The sequence below is a fragment of the Virgibacillus sp. 7505 genome, assembly GCF_002272135.1.
In the GTDB taxonomy this organism is placed as follows: domain Bacteria; phylum Bacillota; class Bacilli; order Bacillales; family Amphibacillaceae; genus Terribacillus.
This window is the reverse complement of record NZ_NPBF01000023.1, coordinates 1-16,859: the sequence shown is the minus strand read 5'-3', so window position 1 is coordinate 16,859 and position 16,859 is coordinate 1. Positions and strand designations below refer to the sequence as shown.

Sequence of the window (16,859 nt, the reverse complement as noted above, 5' to 3'; positions counted from 1 at the left end):
TAAAGAGGACCAAACTAACCAAAAAAAGAAGCAGCCGGATCGGCTGCTTCTCCAAAGTTCTTATGCATGCTGCAGTTTGTTGCGTAATACCATGTTCAAGATACCACCGTGACGGTAATAATCAATTTCCACTTCACTGTCGAAACGGGCTACTGCTTCGAATTCGGTTACTTTGCCGTCTTCAGCAGTTGCTTTTACTTTGACAATATCACGCGGAGAAACATTTTCATCAATTGAAACGTCGATGCTTTCGCGGCCAGTCAAGCCAAGTGAATCTGCACTATCGCCAGGCTGGAACTGCAATGGCAGTACACCCATCATGACAAGGTTGGAACGGTGGATCCGTTCGAAGCTCTGTGCGATGACAGTTTTGATACCAAGCAAGTTTGTACCTTTTGCTGCCCAGTCACGAGAGCTTCCCATACCGTAGTCTTCCCCAGCAAAGATAGCCAGTCCAGTTTGATCAGCTTGATATTTCATTGCTGCATCATAGATTGGCATTACTTCATCTGTCGGCCAGTAAGTTGTGTAACCGCCCTCTGTACCTGGTGCCAGCTGGTTGCGGATACGAATGTTTGCAAATGTACCGCGCATCATTACCTCGTGGTTACCGCGACGGGAACCGTAGGAGTTGAACTCGCGAGGTGTGACACCTTTATCTTGCAAGTATTTACCTGCTGGCATATCTTTCGCAATCGCACCAGCTGGAGAAATGTGATCCGTTGTTACAGAGTCGCCAAACTTCCCGATTACGCGCAAACCTTGTAAAGGCTGCACTGTGCCGCTTCCTCCAGAGATGTTCTCGAAGAAAGTAGGGTTTTGGATGTAAGTTGAATCTGCATCCCATTTGTAAAGCGGTTCTTCAGTTGTAGCGATTGCATTCCATTTCGCATTGGAATTGAAAACATCCTCATACTCCTTACGGAAGATTTCCGGTGTAACAACTTCAGCAACTGCATCCCGGATTTCTTTAGGAGATGGCCATAGATCTTTGAAATAAACTGCGTTTCCGTCTTTATCCGTTCCGATTGGGTCGTTATCCAAGTCGATATCCACTGTACCTGCAAGTGCATAAGCCACAACTAGCGGCGGTGAAGCCAGATAGTTTGCTCGTACAAGCGGGTGGATACGGCCTTCGAAGTTACGGTTACCAGAAAGTACGGATGCAACCGTCAAATCGCTTGAAGAAATTGCTTCTTCAATTTCAGGCGATAACGGTCCAGAGTTACCGATACATGTCGTACAGCCATACCCTACCAGCGTAAAGCCCAATTGATCAAGATAAGGTGTCAGACCTGCATCATCCAAGTAACGTGTTACTACTTTAGAACCTGGTGCAAGAGATGTTTTCACATACGCTGGCACAGTCAGTCCTTTTTCAACCGCATTCTTTGCAAGAATACCCGCTCCAAGCATTACGTACGGGTTCGAAGTATTCGTACAGGAAGTGATCGCAGCAATTGCGACAGCACCTGTTTTCATTGTGGATGTCTTGCCATCCGGATGATGTACTTCAACTGACTTATCGAATTCACTCTTATCCAGTCCGAATCCTTGGTTGCCAGATGGTGCAGTGATTGAATCAACGAATGATTTCTGCATGCCGGAAAGCGGAATCAAATCCTGCGGACGCTTCGGACCAGATAGGTTCGGCTCCAATGCAGAAAGGTCTATTTCCACCAATTCCGTATACTCGGGATCGCGCGTATCCGGAGTGTACCAGAAGTTGTTTTCCTTCGCATACTTCTCAACCAAGTCGATTTGCTCCTGGCTTCTGCCTGTCAGATGCATGTAGTTCAGTGTTTCTTCATCAATTGGGAAGAAACCGCATGTCGCTCCGTATTCCGGCGCCATGTTCGAGATTGTTGCACGGTCAGCAAGCGGCATATCCGCAAGTCCCGGACCGAAGAATTCCACGAATTTTCCGACTACGCTCTTCTGACGAAGTACTTGTGTCACCTTAAGCGCCAGGTCGGTTGCAGTGGACCCAGCTGGCATCGTACCAACGAACTTCACTCCGATTACATCTGGAGCTGGGAAGTAAGATGGTTGTCCAAGCATGCTTGCTTCTGCTTCGATACCGCCGACACCCCAGCCAAGGACACCCAGTCCATTGATCATCGTCGTATGGGAATCGGTACCAACCAATGTATCAGGATAAGCAGTATACGAACCGTCTGCGTCCTCGTTAGCGTGGACAACATTCGCTAAGTATTCCAGGTTTACCTGATGGACGATACCAGTTGCTGGCGGAACAGCACGGTAGTTATCGAATGCTTTTTGCGCCCAATTTAAAAATTCATAACGTTCTTTGTTTCGCTCAAATTCCAATTCCATGTTCACTTTCAGCGCATCCTGCGTGCCATACTTGTCAACCTGTACAGAGTGGTCAATGACAAGATCCACCGGGATTTCCGGATTGATCCGATCTGCATCTCCTCCAAGATCGACCATCGCTTTCCTAAGAGAAGCGAGATCTACGACTGCCGGTACACCGGTAAAGTCCTGCAGGATAACACGGGAAGGCTTGAATGGTACATCGGTGATGTTCCCATTCCCCCAGTTTGCTAAGCCTTCAACATGCTCGTCCTTGATTGCAAAGCCATCGTGCTGACGGATCAGCGATTCAAGCAGTACACGGATAGAGAATGGCAAACGGGAGACTGTTCCGAGCCCTTTCTCTTCAAGCGCTTTCAATTGATAGTAATTGTACGTCTTTCCGTTTAATTCAAACTGTTTCTTTGCGTTGTATGAATTATTTCCCACCATCGTATGAACAAACCCCCTTGTGAATTAGCCTGCTCTACCACAATCTTATGATAGAACAGCACGAGCTAACATCGATTTGCACTTTTTATTCTAAATGAAAACGATTCATAAGTAAATTAATTAAGAGCAAAAAACACGCGTAAAATAGGGAAAACTAGCGCATTTTGCGCTCTACCTATAGATTTTGATAACGCTCGAATAAGGGGTTCTGTACAAGGAATAATAGCTACTATGGAGGTGAAAAAATGGGAGATCAGAAAGGGAAACAACGCAAACACCCAGAAAAGGTGAATGAGCCTCTAAGCGGGTCAAAGAAGGTAAAAAACAAAAATCATAGCAGGCAGAAACATAATAGTCATCACGACATGTAAAAGAAACATGGCCTCTTATAAAAGAGGCCATGTATAAATATTATAAGCTAATTGGCAGGGACACCCTGAAGGTACTCCCCTTCGTTTCATTACGAAGGATATCAAGTGCACCGTTATGCTTGTCCAGTATTTGCGTACAAATCATCAAACCAAGTCCCGTCCCTTCTTTCTTTGTCGTAAAGAAAGGCTCCTTGAGCTTGGCAAGCACCTCATCCGGAATACCAGGTCCTTCATCCACTACATCTACTATGCAATCCCTGCCCACTTGACGCTGGCGAATATCAATCTTGCCTCCGTGAGGCATTTCTTCAAGCGCATTCTTTATAAGATTGATAAAGAGCTGCTTGATTTGAGATCGGTCACATAGCAGTCTGCTGTTTTCCCCTTTTTCAAAACTTATCTGGACATTTTGCAGACGAGCTTGGGAATAAAGCAATGTGATGACATCCTGCAGCATTTCATGAATCGTTTCCGATTCTTTGTTTTCTGCTACCGGCTTTGAAATGAATAGAAGCTCTGATGTGATTGTTTCGATCTTCTCTATTTCATCAACCATGATTTTGTAATATTCTTCTTTGCGGCTGATTCCGGCCTGAATAAGCTGGAGGAATCCTTTTAGACTAGTCAGCGGATTACGAATCTCGTGTGCAATTCCAGCCGCAAGCTGTCCAGCTACACTCATCTTCTCAGAGCGGAACATCATCTCTTCTATTTCTTTCTTATCGGACACATCCTTAGCCACGCCAATATAGTAAGGTACACCCTGATTTTCTGTCAAAGAGATACTCGCTTCCATCCAAATATGCTTGCCGCGGTTATCCAGTACAGTCAGATGAAACCGCTGCGGCCATTCTGTTGTCGTCTCGAACCTATTCCGCAGGACAGGCACGTCACATGAATCCAAATATGCTAAAGAAGATGTACCGACCACTTCTTCCGGCAAATAGCCAAGCAGCCTTGTAATCGACGAAGAAGTATAATGAATCATTCCTTCGTAGTCACAGACGAAAACTATATCAAATCCGTTTTGATCGATCCATTGCAGCATCGGTGCGGGAAGTTCAGCCAAAGAATGTGGATCAAAGCCTGTCGGATTAAATGAAGCCGCTTCTTTCTTTTTCTCTGTCTTATAGTCGTCTTCGTTCAAGCTCCTTCGCCCCCTTTTATGTGACCTTATTCGTGCATCTATGTATGTATAAGTCCTTTTGTTAAGTATGTTACTACAATTATAGAAAAAACAAAACGTCCATACCACGATTTTCCTAAAACTTGTATAGACAAAACAAATATATGAAAAAAGACCTTCTTACTGGAAGAAAGTCTTTTGCCAACCATCAGGTGATTTGTAAGCGTCTTTCGAGCCTTTTGTACTTCCAAAGCATCGCAATCCGCCAAGAGACGATCATACCGAACGCCAGCAGGAAAAATACCCCACCCATCTCTCCGATTTCAATTGTCTGGCCTATCGCGACCTTCAACAATACCCGAACAAATACAAGTCCGACAATGATTACCGCGAATGCTTTCGAAGGCTTCAGAAATATCTTCTCATCCCGCACTTCAAAATTGGAAGTCAAAATTAAAAGACTGGAGAAAATGATTCCGGCTCCAAGCGAGAACCAGACCTCCCACCACGGCACACGAAACACCGGGAAAAGAAACATTAGTGCACCGGTGCTCATGAATAACGGCGGCAGGATGATTTTCTTCGCCGTTACCGGTCTTGCAGCTGCCCGCATCCGGACCATTGCAACCGCAAGGCCCATACATGCAACCAGGATGGTACTGATGATAACAGGTAATGTCATACCCTTACCTTCTTTCAATTTACATTTCTTTAATTGAGAATGCGTTCAACCGTCTCTATAACCCTCGTATCCTCAAAAGGCTTCGTAATGAAGTCCTTCGCGCCAAGCTCGATCGCTTGCATGACAATGCGCTGCTGCCCCATGGCAGAACACATGATCACCTTTGCATTTGGATCCTGTGTGATAATCTCTTTTAAAGCTGCAAGCCCATCCATATGCGGCATTGTAATATCCATAAAGACGATATCAGGCTCTGTTTTCAGATATTGAGACACAGCCTCGTGTCCATCTGCTGCTTCTCCGGCAATTTCATAATTGTTTTCGATAAGCAGGCCACGCAATGTTTTCCGCATGAATTTTGCATCATCTACTATTAGTATCTTTGCCACTTGCATTCTCCTCACTGCTTGAACGATCTTGTGCGATTGACAGGATGATCGTCAGAGCTATACCAACAACAGTAAGATATACCCCTAGATCAAAAAACGTCGCTGTAGCCAATTCCAGCTCCCCTAAAACAGGCAAGTGGATATATGTAAACGTATGGCTCAGGAATGGCTGTCCAAATAGGAATGACCCTGCACTAGTCAGGATGGCGATAAGCACACCTGTTACTGTCAAAACACGATAGTTGATCGGCAAGATCTTGCTGACTGTCTTGAAGCCATATGCCATATACATGAGCACTAAAGCAGCAGCAGTCCCAAGTCCTCCAATGAATCCTCCACCCGGAGAATTATGGCCTGCAAAGAACAGATAGACCGAAAATCCAAGCAACAAAAAAGATATGAGCACGGTTGTTGTTTTGAAAATAAGATTATTCGGCGAAAATTCCACATTCGACACCCTTTCCCTACATATTTTAAACTACTTCTCTCTTTTTTTCACGATTTAAAAACCGTAAAAAGAGAAAAAACTGGCTAGAAAGGAAGTAATCTTTGTCGTTAGATCGAATAAAAGCAGAATGCCTATGAGAATCAGGAAATATCCACTTATTTCATGCAGTATTTTTCCGGTTCTTCTTAATCGTTGCAGTCGAGATCCGAAGAATCCCCAAATGAAGAAAGGAATGCTGAAGCCCAGTACATAAGCTGCCATAAGAGGGACAGCCCCGAACGGCTGCAAGGCAGCGCTTGTCATGATTCCTGCAAGTATAGGGCCTGTACAAGGTGTCCACCCCATCGCGAAGGAAAGTCCGATCAGGAACGAACCAGCATATCCAGGCGGCCTGTTTTTAAAACGCAGCAAAGTTTTGGATGACTGCCACCTTCCTCCTAGCAGCTCTATCTGCACTGCACCAAGCAGAATCAGCATGATCCCTCCGATGACTCGTATGTAGGATTGGTATGTAAAAAGCCATTCAGATAACGCTAATGCGCTGTAGCCAAGCAGTAAAAAGATTGTTGAAAAGCCAATCAGGAAGAAGATTGTATGCAGGAGCCATCCGTTTTTATATGTTCTTTTATCAGGTGAACCTGGAACGACACCAGTCAGATAAGAAAGAAATGCCGGATAAAGAGGAAGTACACATGGTGAAAGAAAGGAAAGGAACCCAGCCGTTACAGCCAGCAGTATTGTTACCTCCATACGAATTCCTCCTGTTAAAAACTTATAAGCAAAAGGAATCCCCAAAAGGGATTCCTTTCTTTAGTTATTCTTCACTATAGCACAGTTCAGGACATCCCAACAGTTTGGGCATTATGATCCTCGATCACATGATTATTAACATAGCGATGGAAGAACCATTCTCCGATACCAATTACGACCGTGGAGATCAGAGATGCCATCACAACATTATCATCAGGATTCAATAATGCTTCCCCTAACAGCCAAAGAACGATGAAAGTCAATATTGCGTCACTAACTGTCGCAATTGCGTTCCGCTTTGTAAAATCACCGTCAGGCTTACTTCGGTCACCAGCTCTGCTTAAAATGAGTAAGTCACCAATCACATATGCCGCAATTGTCAAAACGACACTCATTAGCAGCGTATCGCTGAATTCCGTATCGAACATAAGGGTGAAAACAATCCATAAAACAGCTAAAATCATGATGAATTTGATCACAAGTGCTTTCACATGTTTCATTTCTTATCACTCCTTTTTTATTCAAATACCATTATCGCTGCAGATTCAAACCTATTTGTCTGCATTAAGAGTGTTGCCAGATTCATACATTTCATACCTTTGGTCTTCATTAAAAGGTCTACCCCTAAGGATGACAGCACGTTTTCATGACATGCTAAATCGCTTTTTGAAGTATGCAAAGCTATATGTAAATATTATCTTACTTTTTAGTCATTTCATTCACGACTCTAGGTTCTTTCTTAATTGAGACAAGGATTTATTTACCAATTGCCGCCGAATTGATACGAATCAAAAGCTGATTAATCGCATGATAATCCGGCTTCTCAGGAAGTGTGGAATGCTCAGCTGCTCTCTTAAGATCATTGTCTAGTAACTCTATAAGCTCTACAGCTTCACTAAAAGTGTATGCACCCTTCCTACAGTCGAGCAAGAAGCTGCGATTTGGTCTAAAGGTGCTAAAATCGCCTGTCTCTAATATCTCAATAGCACTTGTCAGTAACCTGACGCTATGCATAAAAAACTTCGTGTCATATCCATAAAGGTCTATCAAGTCCTGTCTGCCTGATCTGCTGACATTTCTTTGTTTTAACTTCTGAATTTGAGAATTAGCATACCCTCCGAACTTCTTTTGGATTGCTTTAGAAAGGAATAGATGCCGGTTATCAATTAGCTGCTGCCCTGGTTCTGTTATTTTTAAGTACTGATCTTTGTTCAAAAACAAAATTTCTATGTTATTTGGTACTCCTATCATTGCGTCCTTAACGAACTTCGTAATATGAATAATATTGATATCCACATCGTCTTTCGTATTTTTGAAATTCTTGCCGCCGCTGCTGTTATATTCGTTGAATGATTCCAATCCTAAGAAGTAATATACTGGCGGAATGCAGATACCTTTGTAGTCTTTATCCGAGTCTTCCGTATTCGTTCCATAAGCATAGCTGCCTGTTGGAGCCATTATAATGGTTCTTTCTTCAAGCCAATCACAATCGATGGATCGCATCTCTTTACCACTCCCCTTCAGTTAGTGTTATCAAGAAATGTATATTAAAATCTTATGATTTTTCAACTGCTCATCCTGGTGTAAATATATTATTTAACACAACCATATAAAACAGGATATGAATAAATCAAAAAACCACTTTTCCTGCTAAATCTCTCAGCAGAAAAAGTGGTTCCTGGATTCAATTAACTATTACCAGCAATCAAATCCCTTGTTTGCAATGCCAAATCGCCAACTTAAAACGTCAAAGCTATATAGAAATAATTGCTTATTTACCCTGTTGGTTATTCATTGCGCGCATCATTTGGTTGATTTTCTTTTGTGATGGTTTTTGACCCATTTGCATCATCATTGTACGAAGCATCTGTTCATTAATTGGCGGGTTTTTCTTAAGATAGTTCATCATGTATCTTCTGGCGATGAAAAATCCAAGCGCAACGCCGATAATCAATGCAGCCAGTGCTATAAGTACGACCCAGATCGGACTCATATTGGCTTCCTCCTTCAAAATATCTCTAATCTAGTATAGACAATCAAAAGGAAGAATACAATAGATGAACCCGTGATTGCAGGTCATTTTTTATGATAGGCGCAATCCATCCGCAGTTGTTGGCTGCTGGCTCTATAATAAAGAAGGAAGAATCAAAGTGGCGGAGCTCTGAAAAGACAGTCTCTTCGGCCGTCGTCAAGGAATCGCATACCACTCGGAGATAGTGCTGATCCGTCTCGATATAGACGCCATCATCCTGAAGAAGCGCTTGCTGAAGTGACGCTCCGGGAGGAAAATCATAAGTGATATATTCCAGCTGCTCTTGCACATATGCAGTATTCTCCACTTGACTGGAGAGGAAAAAGCGATAGAGGATATCCGATTTATAAAAATAGCGGAAATAAATCTCGTGTTTCACCCAATAGACGAAGTATTCTTTCACAAGCTTGTCCCTCCTTCTCCTTTGAAAGAATAGTATACGCCAGGAACAATGCTTAATCCCTCGGAACTTGTAGCAAAGAGACACGAAGTTAAAAAGGTTTACTCGAATTTTGTCATAAAAGAAAAAGACCGGCCAATATCTACGGCCGGTCTTTCTATTAATCCAAAATGGATTTCACTTTTTCAATCACATTCTCAACAGTAAAGCCGAATGCTTCAATCAATTTATCTCCGTTGCCAGAGGCACCGAAAGTATTAATACCGATTACTTTGCCTTCATCACCGACATATCTTTCCCAGCCTAGCGGAGAAGCCATTTCAATACCAACACGCTTTTTCACTGCTGGAGGAAGGACGCTATCCTTGTAGGACTGCTCCTGAAGCTCGAAACGATCCCAAGAAGGCATGCTGACTACTGACGCCTCGATGTTCTGTTCACGAAGTGCTTCTTGTGCACGTACAGCCAACTGAACTTCTGAACCAGTTGCAAGAAGCAATACATCAGCCGTTTCCTTCTGGGCTGGGCTTACAACATACGCACCCTTCTTCACGCCCTCATACGCAGCTTGCTGCGTGGATGGAAGTGTCGGAAGATCTTGACGAGTCAAAACAAGCGCCGTTGGAACCTTATCAGATTCAAGTGCTAGTCTCCATGCAGCCTGTGTTTCGTTACCGTCTGCTGGACGGACAACACTCAAGCCAGGCATTGCGCGCAAGGATGGCAGCTGTTCGATTGGTTCATGTGTTGGACCATCTTCTCCGACTGCAATAGAGTCATGTGTCAATACGTATGTCACAGGTGTTCCCATCAATGCAGACAGACGGATAGCTGGACGCAAGTAATCGCTGAAGACGAAGAATGTACCACCATACACTTTCAATCCACCATGAAGTGCCATACCGTTCAATGCAGCACCCATTGCGAATTCACGTACACCGAACCAGATATTGCGTCCGCTGTAGTTGGCTTTGGAGAAGTTCTCTTCTTTTGCGAGCAATGTTTTATTCGAACCCGCAAGGTCAGCACTTCCGCCGAACAAGCTAGGCACTGCATCTGCGATTGCGTTCAATACTTTACCAGAAGCAGAACGAGTGGCAGTCTTGTCTTTGCCCTCTTCATATGTCGGAAGCGTATCTGCCCAGCCTTCTGGCAATTCACCTTTGATTGCAGTAGTCAGTTCTTTTGCAAGCTCAGGGTGCGCTTCCTCATACTTAGCAAATAACTCATTCCAAGCCTTTTCTGCTTCTGCGCCTTTTTTGATGACTTTCTCTTCGAAATCACCATAAACCTCTTCCGGAACGTGGAATTCTTCATGCTCCCACTTGTAATATTCCTTCGTAAGCTTCACTTCATCAACACCTAGCGGTGAACCATGGGAAGCGCTTTTTGCTGATTTGTTCGGAGAACCATATCCAATAACTGTTTTCACTTCGATCAAAGTTGGCTGTGTTGTATTCGCTTTTGCTTGTTTGATTGCCTCACGAATCGCATCTACATTTCTGCCTTCTTCGACGCGGATAACTTGCCAGCCATAAGCTTTGAAGCGATCCTCTACGTTTTCAGAGAAGCTGTGGTGAAGATCACCATCTAGAGAAATATCATTGGAATCATATAGCACGATAAGCTTGTCCAAGCCAAGGTGGCCTGCAAGTGAAGCTGTTTCATGCGAAATACCTTCCATTAAGTCACCATCACCACAAATTGCATATGTGTAGTGATCTACAACAGGGAAGCCCTCTTTATTATACTTCGCTGCAAGATGCGCCTCTGCCATCGCCATACCAGTAGCCATCGCGATACCTTGTCCAAGCGGACCAGTAGTTGCTTCGACACCATCTGTATGATGGACTTCCGGATGTCCTGGTGTACGTGATCCGTACTGGCGGAAGGATTTCAAATCATCAATGGATACTTTGTATCCAGACAAATGCAAGAGGGAATACAATAACATGGAACCATGTCCAGCAGACAATACGAAACGGTCCCGGTTGAACCAATGGGAATTCTTCGGATTGTGAGCCATGAAATCGGTGAAAAGCGTATAAGCCATCGGCGCTGCACCCATCGGCATACCGGGGTGGCCGGAATTCGCTGCTTCGATTGCATCGATTGATAACGTACGAATTGTATTAATGGAAAGCAATTCTGTAGTCTGAACCATGTAAACATCCCTTTCATCTAGCAAATTATGTACTCTTGTTCATCCTATACAAAAATCTTCCGATAAACAAGGATTTATATATAGAAAAAGAAGGGAAAGGCTGTACATAGAGTCAGCCATCCCTTCTTATTCCTCTTCACGTAATTTTTTTACTTTTTCTGGTGTTACGTCATTGCCTTCACGATCCATAACTGTCATCGACTTGAACTGGTTTTTGAATGAAGAACGTACATTTCCCAAATATTCCTGTCTTAGTTCCTTTTGCTCTTTCTGTTCGCTAAGGCTGAGTCCTTCTGCCTTTGCTTTATTTGCTAACGCATTGAGGCGTGCTAATTTGTCTTTACTTAACATGTGTATATGCTCCTTTAAGCATTAAAGTTGATACACACTATGTTACCCGCTAGCGTCTTCCGATTCAAGCGAAAGATATTCCTGGTACCTTCTATGTACGGTTGCCTTCGATACATGAAAGCCCATACCGCGCAGAACAGAGCTGATTTCCTGGAAAGTAAGCTTGTTATTTCGCAGCCTGATCACTTCTTGAATCGGAAAATCAATCCGCTCTCTGCCCGGTGCAGCCTGCTGATTGCTCAGATTCTTGCTTGGATTATATCCGGCCTCGATTGCCCTTCTCATACCCCGCTTGATCTTCATATTATGGATCTTCCGCTGATACTCCTCGACTATACCAACGATTTGGAGCACCATACCATCCGATTCCGAAAGCTGGAATTCGCCATGCTGGCTAAGTGTATAAACCTTGACCTCCAGCTTTTGAAGATGATGGAACAAAGCAATCTTTGTATTGCCTCGCCCCAACCTTGTCTCATCCTGAATGAGGAGACAGTCTGCTTCACGCGCTGTGAACAAATCCAGCATGCGAAAAATCCCCGGCCGTTCGATGTCATAACCGCTCTGCTTTTCTTCGATGATATCGATGACCTCTATGTCGGAGGACGCAGCAAGACTGATGAGCTCCTCGCGCTGCCGCTCGATCGAGCTTGCCTGCTCGTCCTTTTCTGTACTTACTCTGCAATAGATGACTGCTTTCATTGATGTACCCTCTCAGTTCGACTAATTAGACACTCATTATAAGTGTAAAGTATAAGAAGAAAAGCGTGAAGCCGAAAAGCACATAATAGAATAGATCTGATTTCGCTAGTTTTTTGAACATGGTAGACCCCTCCGTGTTTTAAGAACGTGCGTTCTCTTTGTTAATTCCATTATATACGAACATAGGTTCTAGTCAAGGCTTTTTTTCGAACGGATGTTTGTATATTGCAATCTATCATGGTATACTCTATGTAATAAAAATATATGCACGGGGTGTTCGATACATGATAAAACTATCGAAAAGACAGGAAGCGATTCTAGCATACATAAAGGAGCAGGTACTCGATAAAGGGTACCCGCCATCCGTCAGGGAAATCGGCGAAGCAGTCGGCTTGGCATCAAGCTCTACCGTTCACGGCCACCTTTCCCGTTTAGAGAAGAAAGGTCTTATCCGCCGCGATCCGACAAAGCCGCGTGCCATCGAGGTATTATCATTGGATAGTGATGATCAGACAGATATTCCCCGCGGTGAGGCAAACTATGCTCCCGTTATCGGAAAGGTAACAGCTGGTATTCCAATTACTGCAGTGGAGAATATAGAAGAATATGTACCTGTACCTAGCCATTTAGTAGGTCCGGATGATAATATATTCGTTCTGGTCATTGTTGGGGAAAGTATGATTGAAGCTGGTATTCTTGACGGGGACATGGTAATCGTCAAACAGCAGCAAACGGCTCAAAACGGAGAAATTGTTGTGGCGATGACTGAGGACAATGAAGCGACTGTGAAACGTTTCTTCAAAGAAGAAAATCAGATACGACTGCAACCGGAAAACAGTACGATGGATCCTATCATTTTGGATAATGTCAGCATTTTAGGGAAAGTAATAGGCTTATATCGCTCCATCCAATAAAATCGGCTTCGGCCGGTTTTTTTTTTCATAGAATTTACACAGTTTCTGCCTGCTTTCGACATACTTTTTGGGTATATTAGATTAAGCTATTACCAAAAGTTAGAAAGCGGGTGGTATCGTGAAGCTGTTTTACAAGCTTGTCTGCAAGTTGCGAGGCCGTCATAAGATTGATAGTGTCACTGATTCGTGTAAATGTGGATATACCAGAAGCTACCGCAGAGAACAACATAGTATGGAAGATTATTATCTTAAAGAACGCTAAACACACATTGTATGAATAAGGAGCTTGCCTATACGGCAAGCTCCTCTTTTGTGCTTTTCATTATTGCCAGTTTCAATGCTTCGAGAAGGATACCTGGTGTCACTTTTTCGTATGTCTCCCCAAGCAGCTGCTTGGCACCATCCAGAATTCGCCGGTTAACCATCAAAGCTAACAGCTCATGTCCTTTTACTAAGATATCGTCAATAAAAACATCTCTATAGTCCTTAGAATTTGTTACAACACCTGAAATGAACCCTTCCTGCAGCAGCACTTCTGCGTGATGTACGACATCGTATGGTGTGCATGTTCCTACAGCGCATCGGTATTCTCTTGCTTTCGTTCCTTGGAGTTGGTCTGCTTCTAACTGTTCCAATATTTCATGAAATAACGTAACACGTAGTTTTGGCATTTGATCTCCTCCTTGTTATGGTTCTATTATTTCACATATCGTTTTTCAATCTCCTGAAAAGTTTGTACATTATTTCACAAATAAGTGACAACTTAGAGAACTGCTTGAACCCTGCTAACTTGCATTAATATAGCGATTATGTGGTATAGACCCTATGAGCCAATTATTGGAGGTGGAATAATGTCAAACTATCACACTACCCCAGACGGGAATGGCAGTTGGCAAGTAAAGAAAGAAGGGGCAAAGCGTGCTTCAGGCCGCTTTAACACGCAGAAAGAAGCAATGGATTATGGGAAAGAACTAGCCAAGCAGGCTAAAGGTGAACACTTCATTCACGGACGAGACGGAAGAATTCGGGAACGTGATTCTTATGGAAATGATCCATTCCCGCCAAGGGGCTGAATTTAGTCATGGATAGAACGCAAAGGGCATTTAAAATCTTAAAATAAATAACAAAACCTGAAATAGTTTCAGGTTTTGTTATACATCTTCTGCTTTCTATTAGTATGCAGTCCATCCTGCGTCAGCTGCTATGACCTGCCCATTGACGAAGCTTGACTCATCAGAACCTAAGAAAAGAGCAAGTTGAGCGATTTCAGCTGGTTTCCCTACACGCGGCATTGTTTCATTACCAGTCATTTGACGCCCAGCTCCAAATTCCGAGATATTCGTCATAGATGCACTTATGTTTGTCTCGACCCCACCCGGGGCTATACCATTACACCGGATACCAGAGTGTGCATACATAAATGCCGTATTTTTCGTCAATCCAGTTACTGCATGCTTGGAAGCTGTATATGCTGCTCCTGCACGCGCTCCGCGCAAACCGCCTGCTGATATATTATTGACGATTACACCATGGCCTTGTTCCAAGAAGATATTCGTAGCAATACGCATTGCCCGCATGACACCAGTGGTGTTCACAGCAAAGACGCGATCCCATTTCTCATCCGTAATCTCTCCTACCGGTTCCATCCCGTCCATAATACCCGCATTGTTAACCAAAATATCTAATTTACCAAATGCTTCTTTCGTTTCTGCAAATAACCGCTCCAAATCCGCTGACTCTGCGACGTTTGTACGGTTAGCAATTGCCGCGCCGCCCTTCTCCTTTATAGCCTCTGCAACTGCTTGTGCCCCTTCAAAGTTAAAGTCAGATATAACTACTTTTGCCCCTTCTTTTGCGTAAAGTTCTGCTATTGCTTTCCCCATTCCTGAAGCCGCACCTGTTACGATTGCTACTTTATCTTTTAATCTCATAATACAAGTCCCCCTTAGTTATTGTACATTTGTTCGATAAAATAATATTATATATTTGTAACCGCATTCAATCAGCAGAATTAATCAGATTGTACAATATGATACAAATTTTAAAAAAGTGTTCAATAAAAGGGGATTCTTCTTTGAATAAAAATGATTTGCGTGTTTTAAAAACAAAACAGAATATACACTTGTCATTAACGAACCTACTAAAAAAGAAGCCTTTAACTCAGATAAAAATAACTGAACTCTGTAAACAAGCCAATATTAATCGCGTGACATTTTATTTTCATTATCAAGAAATTGGAGATGTATTCAAGGAACTTTTTGAAGAGATTATGATAGATCTACGAAAATCCTATAATGAACCATATCGCTATAAAGAATATATTGATAGAGAAAAACTGGACCCAAAAACTGTCCGTATCTTCCATCACGTCAAAAAATATGAAGAGTTTTATAAAATAATCTTATCAAAAGAAGTATCTACCGAGTATTATTACATGCTGTTCGATGAAATACGCTCAATCCTTATCGAGGATAAACATACAGCTTACCTCGAGGAAAAAGATTATTTATTCTCCTATATGTCAAATTCAATCATAGGCTTAATTATCGAGTGGTACCGCCGTGATTTTCAAGAATCAGCTGATAAAATGAATATACATTTAGTTAATATTCTTAAATTATATTGATATGATATGATTGCAAAAGACGAATCTATATTACATGCAAAAACCCCTGACTAGATACCAGGGGTTTGCCTAACAAACGCAGAAACTTCTATCACTTTATTTCAATACTTACCTATCTTTTTTTACGTTTCTCCCTTTACAGCTTTCCACTAATTTTAAATCATCGATCTTAATACGCACCAACCCTTAGGCCGCCTTATCATTATTATTATTTGAAATTGTCTTTTTACCCAATGAGTACAATCCTGATGCTGCAAGCCCAGCAAAGCCACCTGACCATAGCCTCAAGACTACATCCAAATCAGTGAACGGCCAAGCCAAAAATCCTACGAGAATACCTATGAGCAAACTAATCAATGGTAAATACCTGTTGTTTACTGTGATTGTCTTTTTGATAAGTTGCACTAAAGCAATTACAATAGGGCTGATAATCGAAGCAAAGGTCATTACTTCTTCCATTTATCATCACCTCTCCTGTATTCGTACTTATTAATTCCTTTCTGCATTACTGAATTCCTTCAATTAAAGAAATGTCCCAAGAGCCACTGGATAATCAAAATATATAACCCTTTAAGCCTTAGAAATACTGAATAACCTGCTGCAACATGGCGCGTATTCTTGATCTTCTGCCAACACGTATTTGAGCAGTAGTATGGGCAGCGATTTACTCCTACCAACAAAATTCGGAACAGAACTTTTCGGTAAGGATGGAGATTACAAAAAAAGAACAGGAATAATGGTGGGATGCCTTAAGGGCTAAAGTTAGATAGTATAAAGAAAAACCCCTGACACCAATGGTATCCGGGGTTTCCTTAAAAGGTATTAGAAGTTCTCCATCACTAAACGAGTTCCTCTGGGTGAACTTGTGTGCGGAACAGAATTTAACCAGTTATATCCCATAAAATAAAAGGTAAATATCGTCGTAATCTTTCTATCTATTTACATTGTATCATTATTTGGAAATTATTTATAGACTACTCTTTTTGTAATTCCTACATTATGCTGTTATATACAAATCTAAAAATATAAGAGGTGTATCGGTATGAATGACAAAAAAGATGCTTTAGATAATGGTCCTTTTTTTCATGGTACGAAAGCAGAACTAAATGTTGGGGATTTATTAGTGCCACAGTAC

20 protein-coding genes and 1 pseudogene are annotated in these 16,859 nt (G+C 42.4%); 5 read left to right on the top strand and 16 right to left on the bottom strand.

Going from position 1 to position 16,859, the window contains the following annotated elements; translation table 11 throughout:
* Window positions 1-60: 60 nt before the first annotated feature.
* The gene (gene acnA / locus CHH91_RS09575; protein ID WP_095223223.1) at window positions 61-2,769 is read right to left on the bottom strand and encodes an aconitate hydratase AcnA; all 2,709 of its coding nucleotides are present in this window, start codon (window positions 2,767-2,769) and stop codon (window positions 61-63) included.
* A gap of 245 nt (window positions 2,770-3,014) precedes the next feature.
* Between acnA and CHH91_RS09570 the strand changes: the two genes are divergently transcribed.
* A complete protein-coding gene (locus CHH91_RS09570) occupies window positions 3,015-3,140 on the top strand; it encodes a small acid-soluble spore protein P (RefSeq protein ID WP_095217759.1) in 126 nt (41 codons plus the stop codon).
* Window positions 3,141-3,180: 40 nt separating this feature from the next.
* On the opposite strand, the gene CHH91_RS09565 is transcribed toward CHH91_RS09570, so the two are convergent.
* The 12 genes from CHH91_RS09565 to CHH91_RS09510 all read right to left on the bottom strand — a co-directional run bounded on the left by CHH91_RS09565 (window position 3,181) and on the right by CHH91_RS09510 (window position 12,184).
* On the bottom strand, window positions 3,181-4,287 hold the full coding sequence (locus tag CHH91_RS09565) for an ATP-binding protein (RefSeq protein ID WP_286160739.1): 1,107 nt from the start codon (window positions 4,285-4,287) through the stop codon (window positions 3,181-3,183).
* 187 nt (window positions 4,288-4,474) lie between these two features.
* Window positions 4,475-4,948, bottom strand: a complete 474-nt coding sequence (locus CHH91_RS09560) for a CcdC family protein (protein WP_095223222.1) — start codon at window positions 4,946-4,948, stop codon at window positions 4,475-4,477.
* Between the two features lie 29 nt (window positions 4,949-4,977).
* Window positions 4,978-5,337, bottom strand: coding sequence for a response regulator (locus CHH91_RS09555; protein WP_176465743.1), 360 nt, complete (start codon window positions 5,335-5,337; stop codon window positions 4,978-4,980).
* Window positions 5,312-5,785 carry a Na(+)/H(+) antiporter subunit B gene (locus CHH91_RS09550; protein ID WP_095223220.1) on the bottom strand — a complete coding sequence of 158 codons (474 nt, stop codon included), beginning with the start codon at window positions 5,783-5,785 and terminating at the stop codon, window positions 5,312-5,314. The genes CHH91_RS09555 and CHH91_RS09550 overlap by 26 nt, the downstream gene beginning before the upstream one ends.
* A gap of 54 nt (window positions 5,786-5,839) precedes the next feature.
* Window positions 5,840-6,535 carry a cytochrome c biogenesis CcdA family protein gene (locus CHH91_RS09545; protein ID WP_095223219.1) on the bottom strand — a complete coding sequence of 232 codons (696 nt, stop codon included), beginning with the start codon at window positions 6,533-6,535 and terminating at the stop codon, window positions 5,840-5,842.
* Between the two features lie 86 nt (window positions 6,536-6,621).
* The gene (locus CHH91_RS09540) at window positions 6,622-7,035 is read right to left on the bottom strand and encodes a YndM family protein (protein WP_095223218.1); all 414 of its coding nucleotides are present in this window, start codon (window positions 7,033-7,035) and stop codon (window positions 6,622-6,624) included.
* A 256-nt stretch (window positions 7,036-7,291) separates the two neighbouring features.
* A complete protein-coding gene (locus tag CHH91_RS09535) occupies window positions 7,292-8,038 on the bottom strand; it encodes a nucleotidyltransferase domain-containing protein (RefSeq protein WP_286160738.1) in 747 nt (248 codons plus the stop codon).
* 268 nt (window positions 8,039-8,306) lie between these two features.
* On the bottom strand, window positions 8,307-8,528 hold the full coding sequence (locus CHH91_RS09530; RefSeq protein WP_095223217.1) for a YneF family protein: 222 nt from the start codon (window positions 8,526-8,528) through the stop codon (window positions 8,307-8,309).
* Between the two features lie 43 nt (window positions 8,529-8,571).
* A complete protein-coding gene (gene sirA, locus CHH91_RS09525; protein WP_095223216.1) occupies window positions 8,572-8,970 on the bottom strand; it encodes a sporulation inhibitor of replication protein SirA in 399 nt (132 codons plus the stop codon).
* 157 nt (window positions 8,971-9,127) lie between these two features.
* Window positions 9,128-11,131, bottom strand: a complete 2,004-nt coding sequence (tkt, locus tag CHH91_RS09520; protein ID WP_095223215.1) for a transketolase — start codon at window positions 11,129-11,131, stop codon at window positions 9,128-9,130.
* Between the two features lie 126 nt (window positions 11,132-11,257).
* A complete protein-coding gene (locus tag CHH91_RS09515; RefSeq protein WP_095223214.1) occupies window positions 11,258-11,482 on the bottom strand; it encodes a DUF896 domain-containing protein in 225 nt (74 codons plus the stop codon).
* A 42-nt stretch (window positions 11,483-11,524) separates the two neighbouring features.
* Entirely contained in the window at window positions 11,525-12,184 is a 660-nt protein-coding gene (locus tag CHH91_RS09510) for a YneB family resolvase-like protein (protein WP_095223213.1), read from the bottom strand.
* A 284-nt stretch (window positions 12,185-12,468) separates the two neighbouring features.
* On the opposite strand from CHH91_RS09510, the gene lexA reads away from it, so the two are divergent.
* Window positions 12,469-13,098, top strand: a complete 630-nt coding sequence (lexA, locus tag CHH91_RS09505; RefSeq protein ID WP_095223212.1) for a transcriptional repressor LexA — start codon at window positions 12,469-12,471, stop codon at window positions 13,096-13,098.
* 290 nt (window positions 13,099-13,388) lie between these two features.
* On the opposite strand, the gene CHH91_RS09500 is transcribed toward lexA, so the two are convergent.
* Window positions 13,389-13,769 (bottom strand): hypothetical protein, encoded by a 381-nt coding sequence (locus CHH91_RS09500; protein ID WP_095223211.1) that lies wholly within the window; start codon window positions 13,767-13,769, stop codon window positions 13,389-13,391.
* 180 nt (window positions 13,770-13,949) lie between these two features.
* Here CHH91_RS09500 and CHH91_RS09495 point away from each other — a divergent pair, with 180 nt between their 5' ends.
* Window positions 13,950-14,171, top strand: a complete 222-nt coding sequence (locus tag CHH91_RS09495; RefSeq protein WP_095223210.1) for a DUF2188 domain-containing protein — start codon at window positions 13,950-13,952, stop codon at window positions 14,169-14,171.
* A gap of 99 nt (window positions 14,172-14,270) precedes the next feature.
* Here CHH91_RS09495 and CHH91_RS09490 read toward each other — a convergent pair whose 3' ends face one another.
* Window positions 14,271-15,029, bottom strand: coding sequence for an SDR family oxidoreductase (locus CHH91_RS09490; protein ID WP_095223209.1), 759 nt, complete (start codon window positions 15,027-15,029; stop codon window positions 14,271-14,273).
* 143 nt (window positions 15,030-15,172) lie between these two features.
* Between CHH91_RS09490 and CHH91_RS09485 the strand changes: the two genes are divergently transcribed.
* Window positions 15,173-15,724: a TetR-like C-terminal domain-containing protein gene (locus tag CHH91_RS09485; protein WP_095223208.1), complete on the top strand. Its 552-nt coding sequence runs from the start codon at window positions 15,173-15,175 to the stop codon at window positions 15,722-15,724.
* Between the two features lie 186 nt (window positions 15,725-15,910).
* Here the strand turns inward: CHH91_RS09485 and CHH91_RS09480 are convergent, their stop codons facing one another.
* A complete protein-coding gene (locus tag CHH91_RS09480; protein WP_095223207.1) occupies window positions 15,911-16,183 on the bottom strand; it encodes a holin in 273 nt (90 codons plus the stop codon).
* Between the two features lie 583 nt (window positions 16,184-16,766).
* On the opposite strand from CHH91_RS09480, the pseudogene CHH91_RS21245 reads away from it, so the two are divergent.
* Window positions 16,767-16,859: pseudogene (locus CHH91_RS21245) on the top strand (NAD(+)--rifampin ADP-ribosyltransferase); the annotation flags it as partial.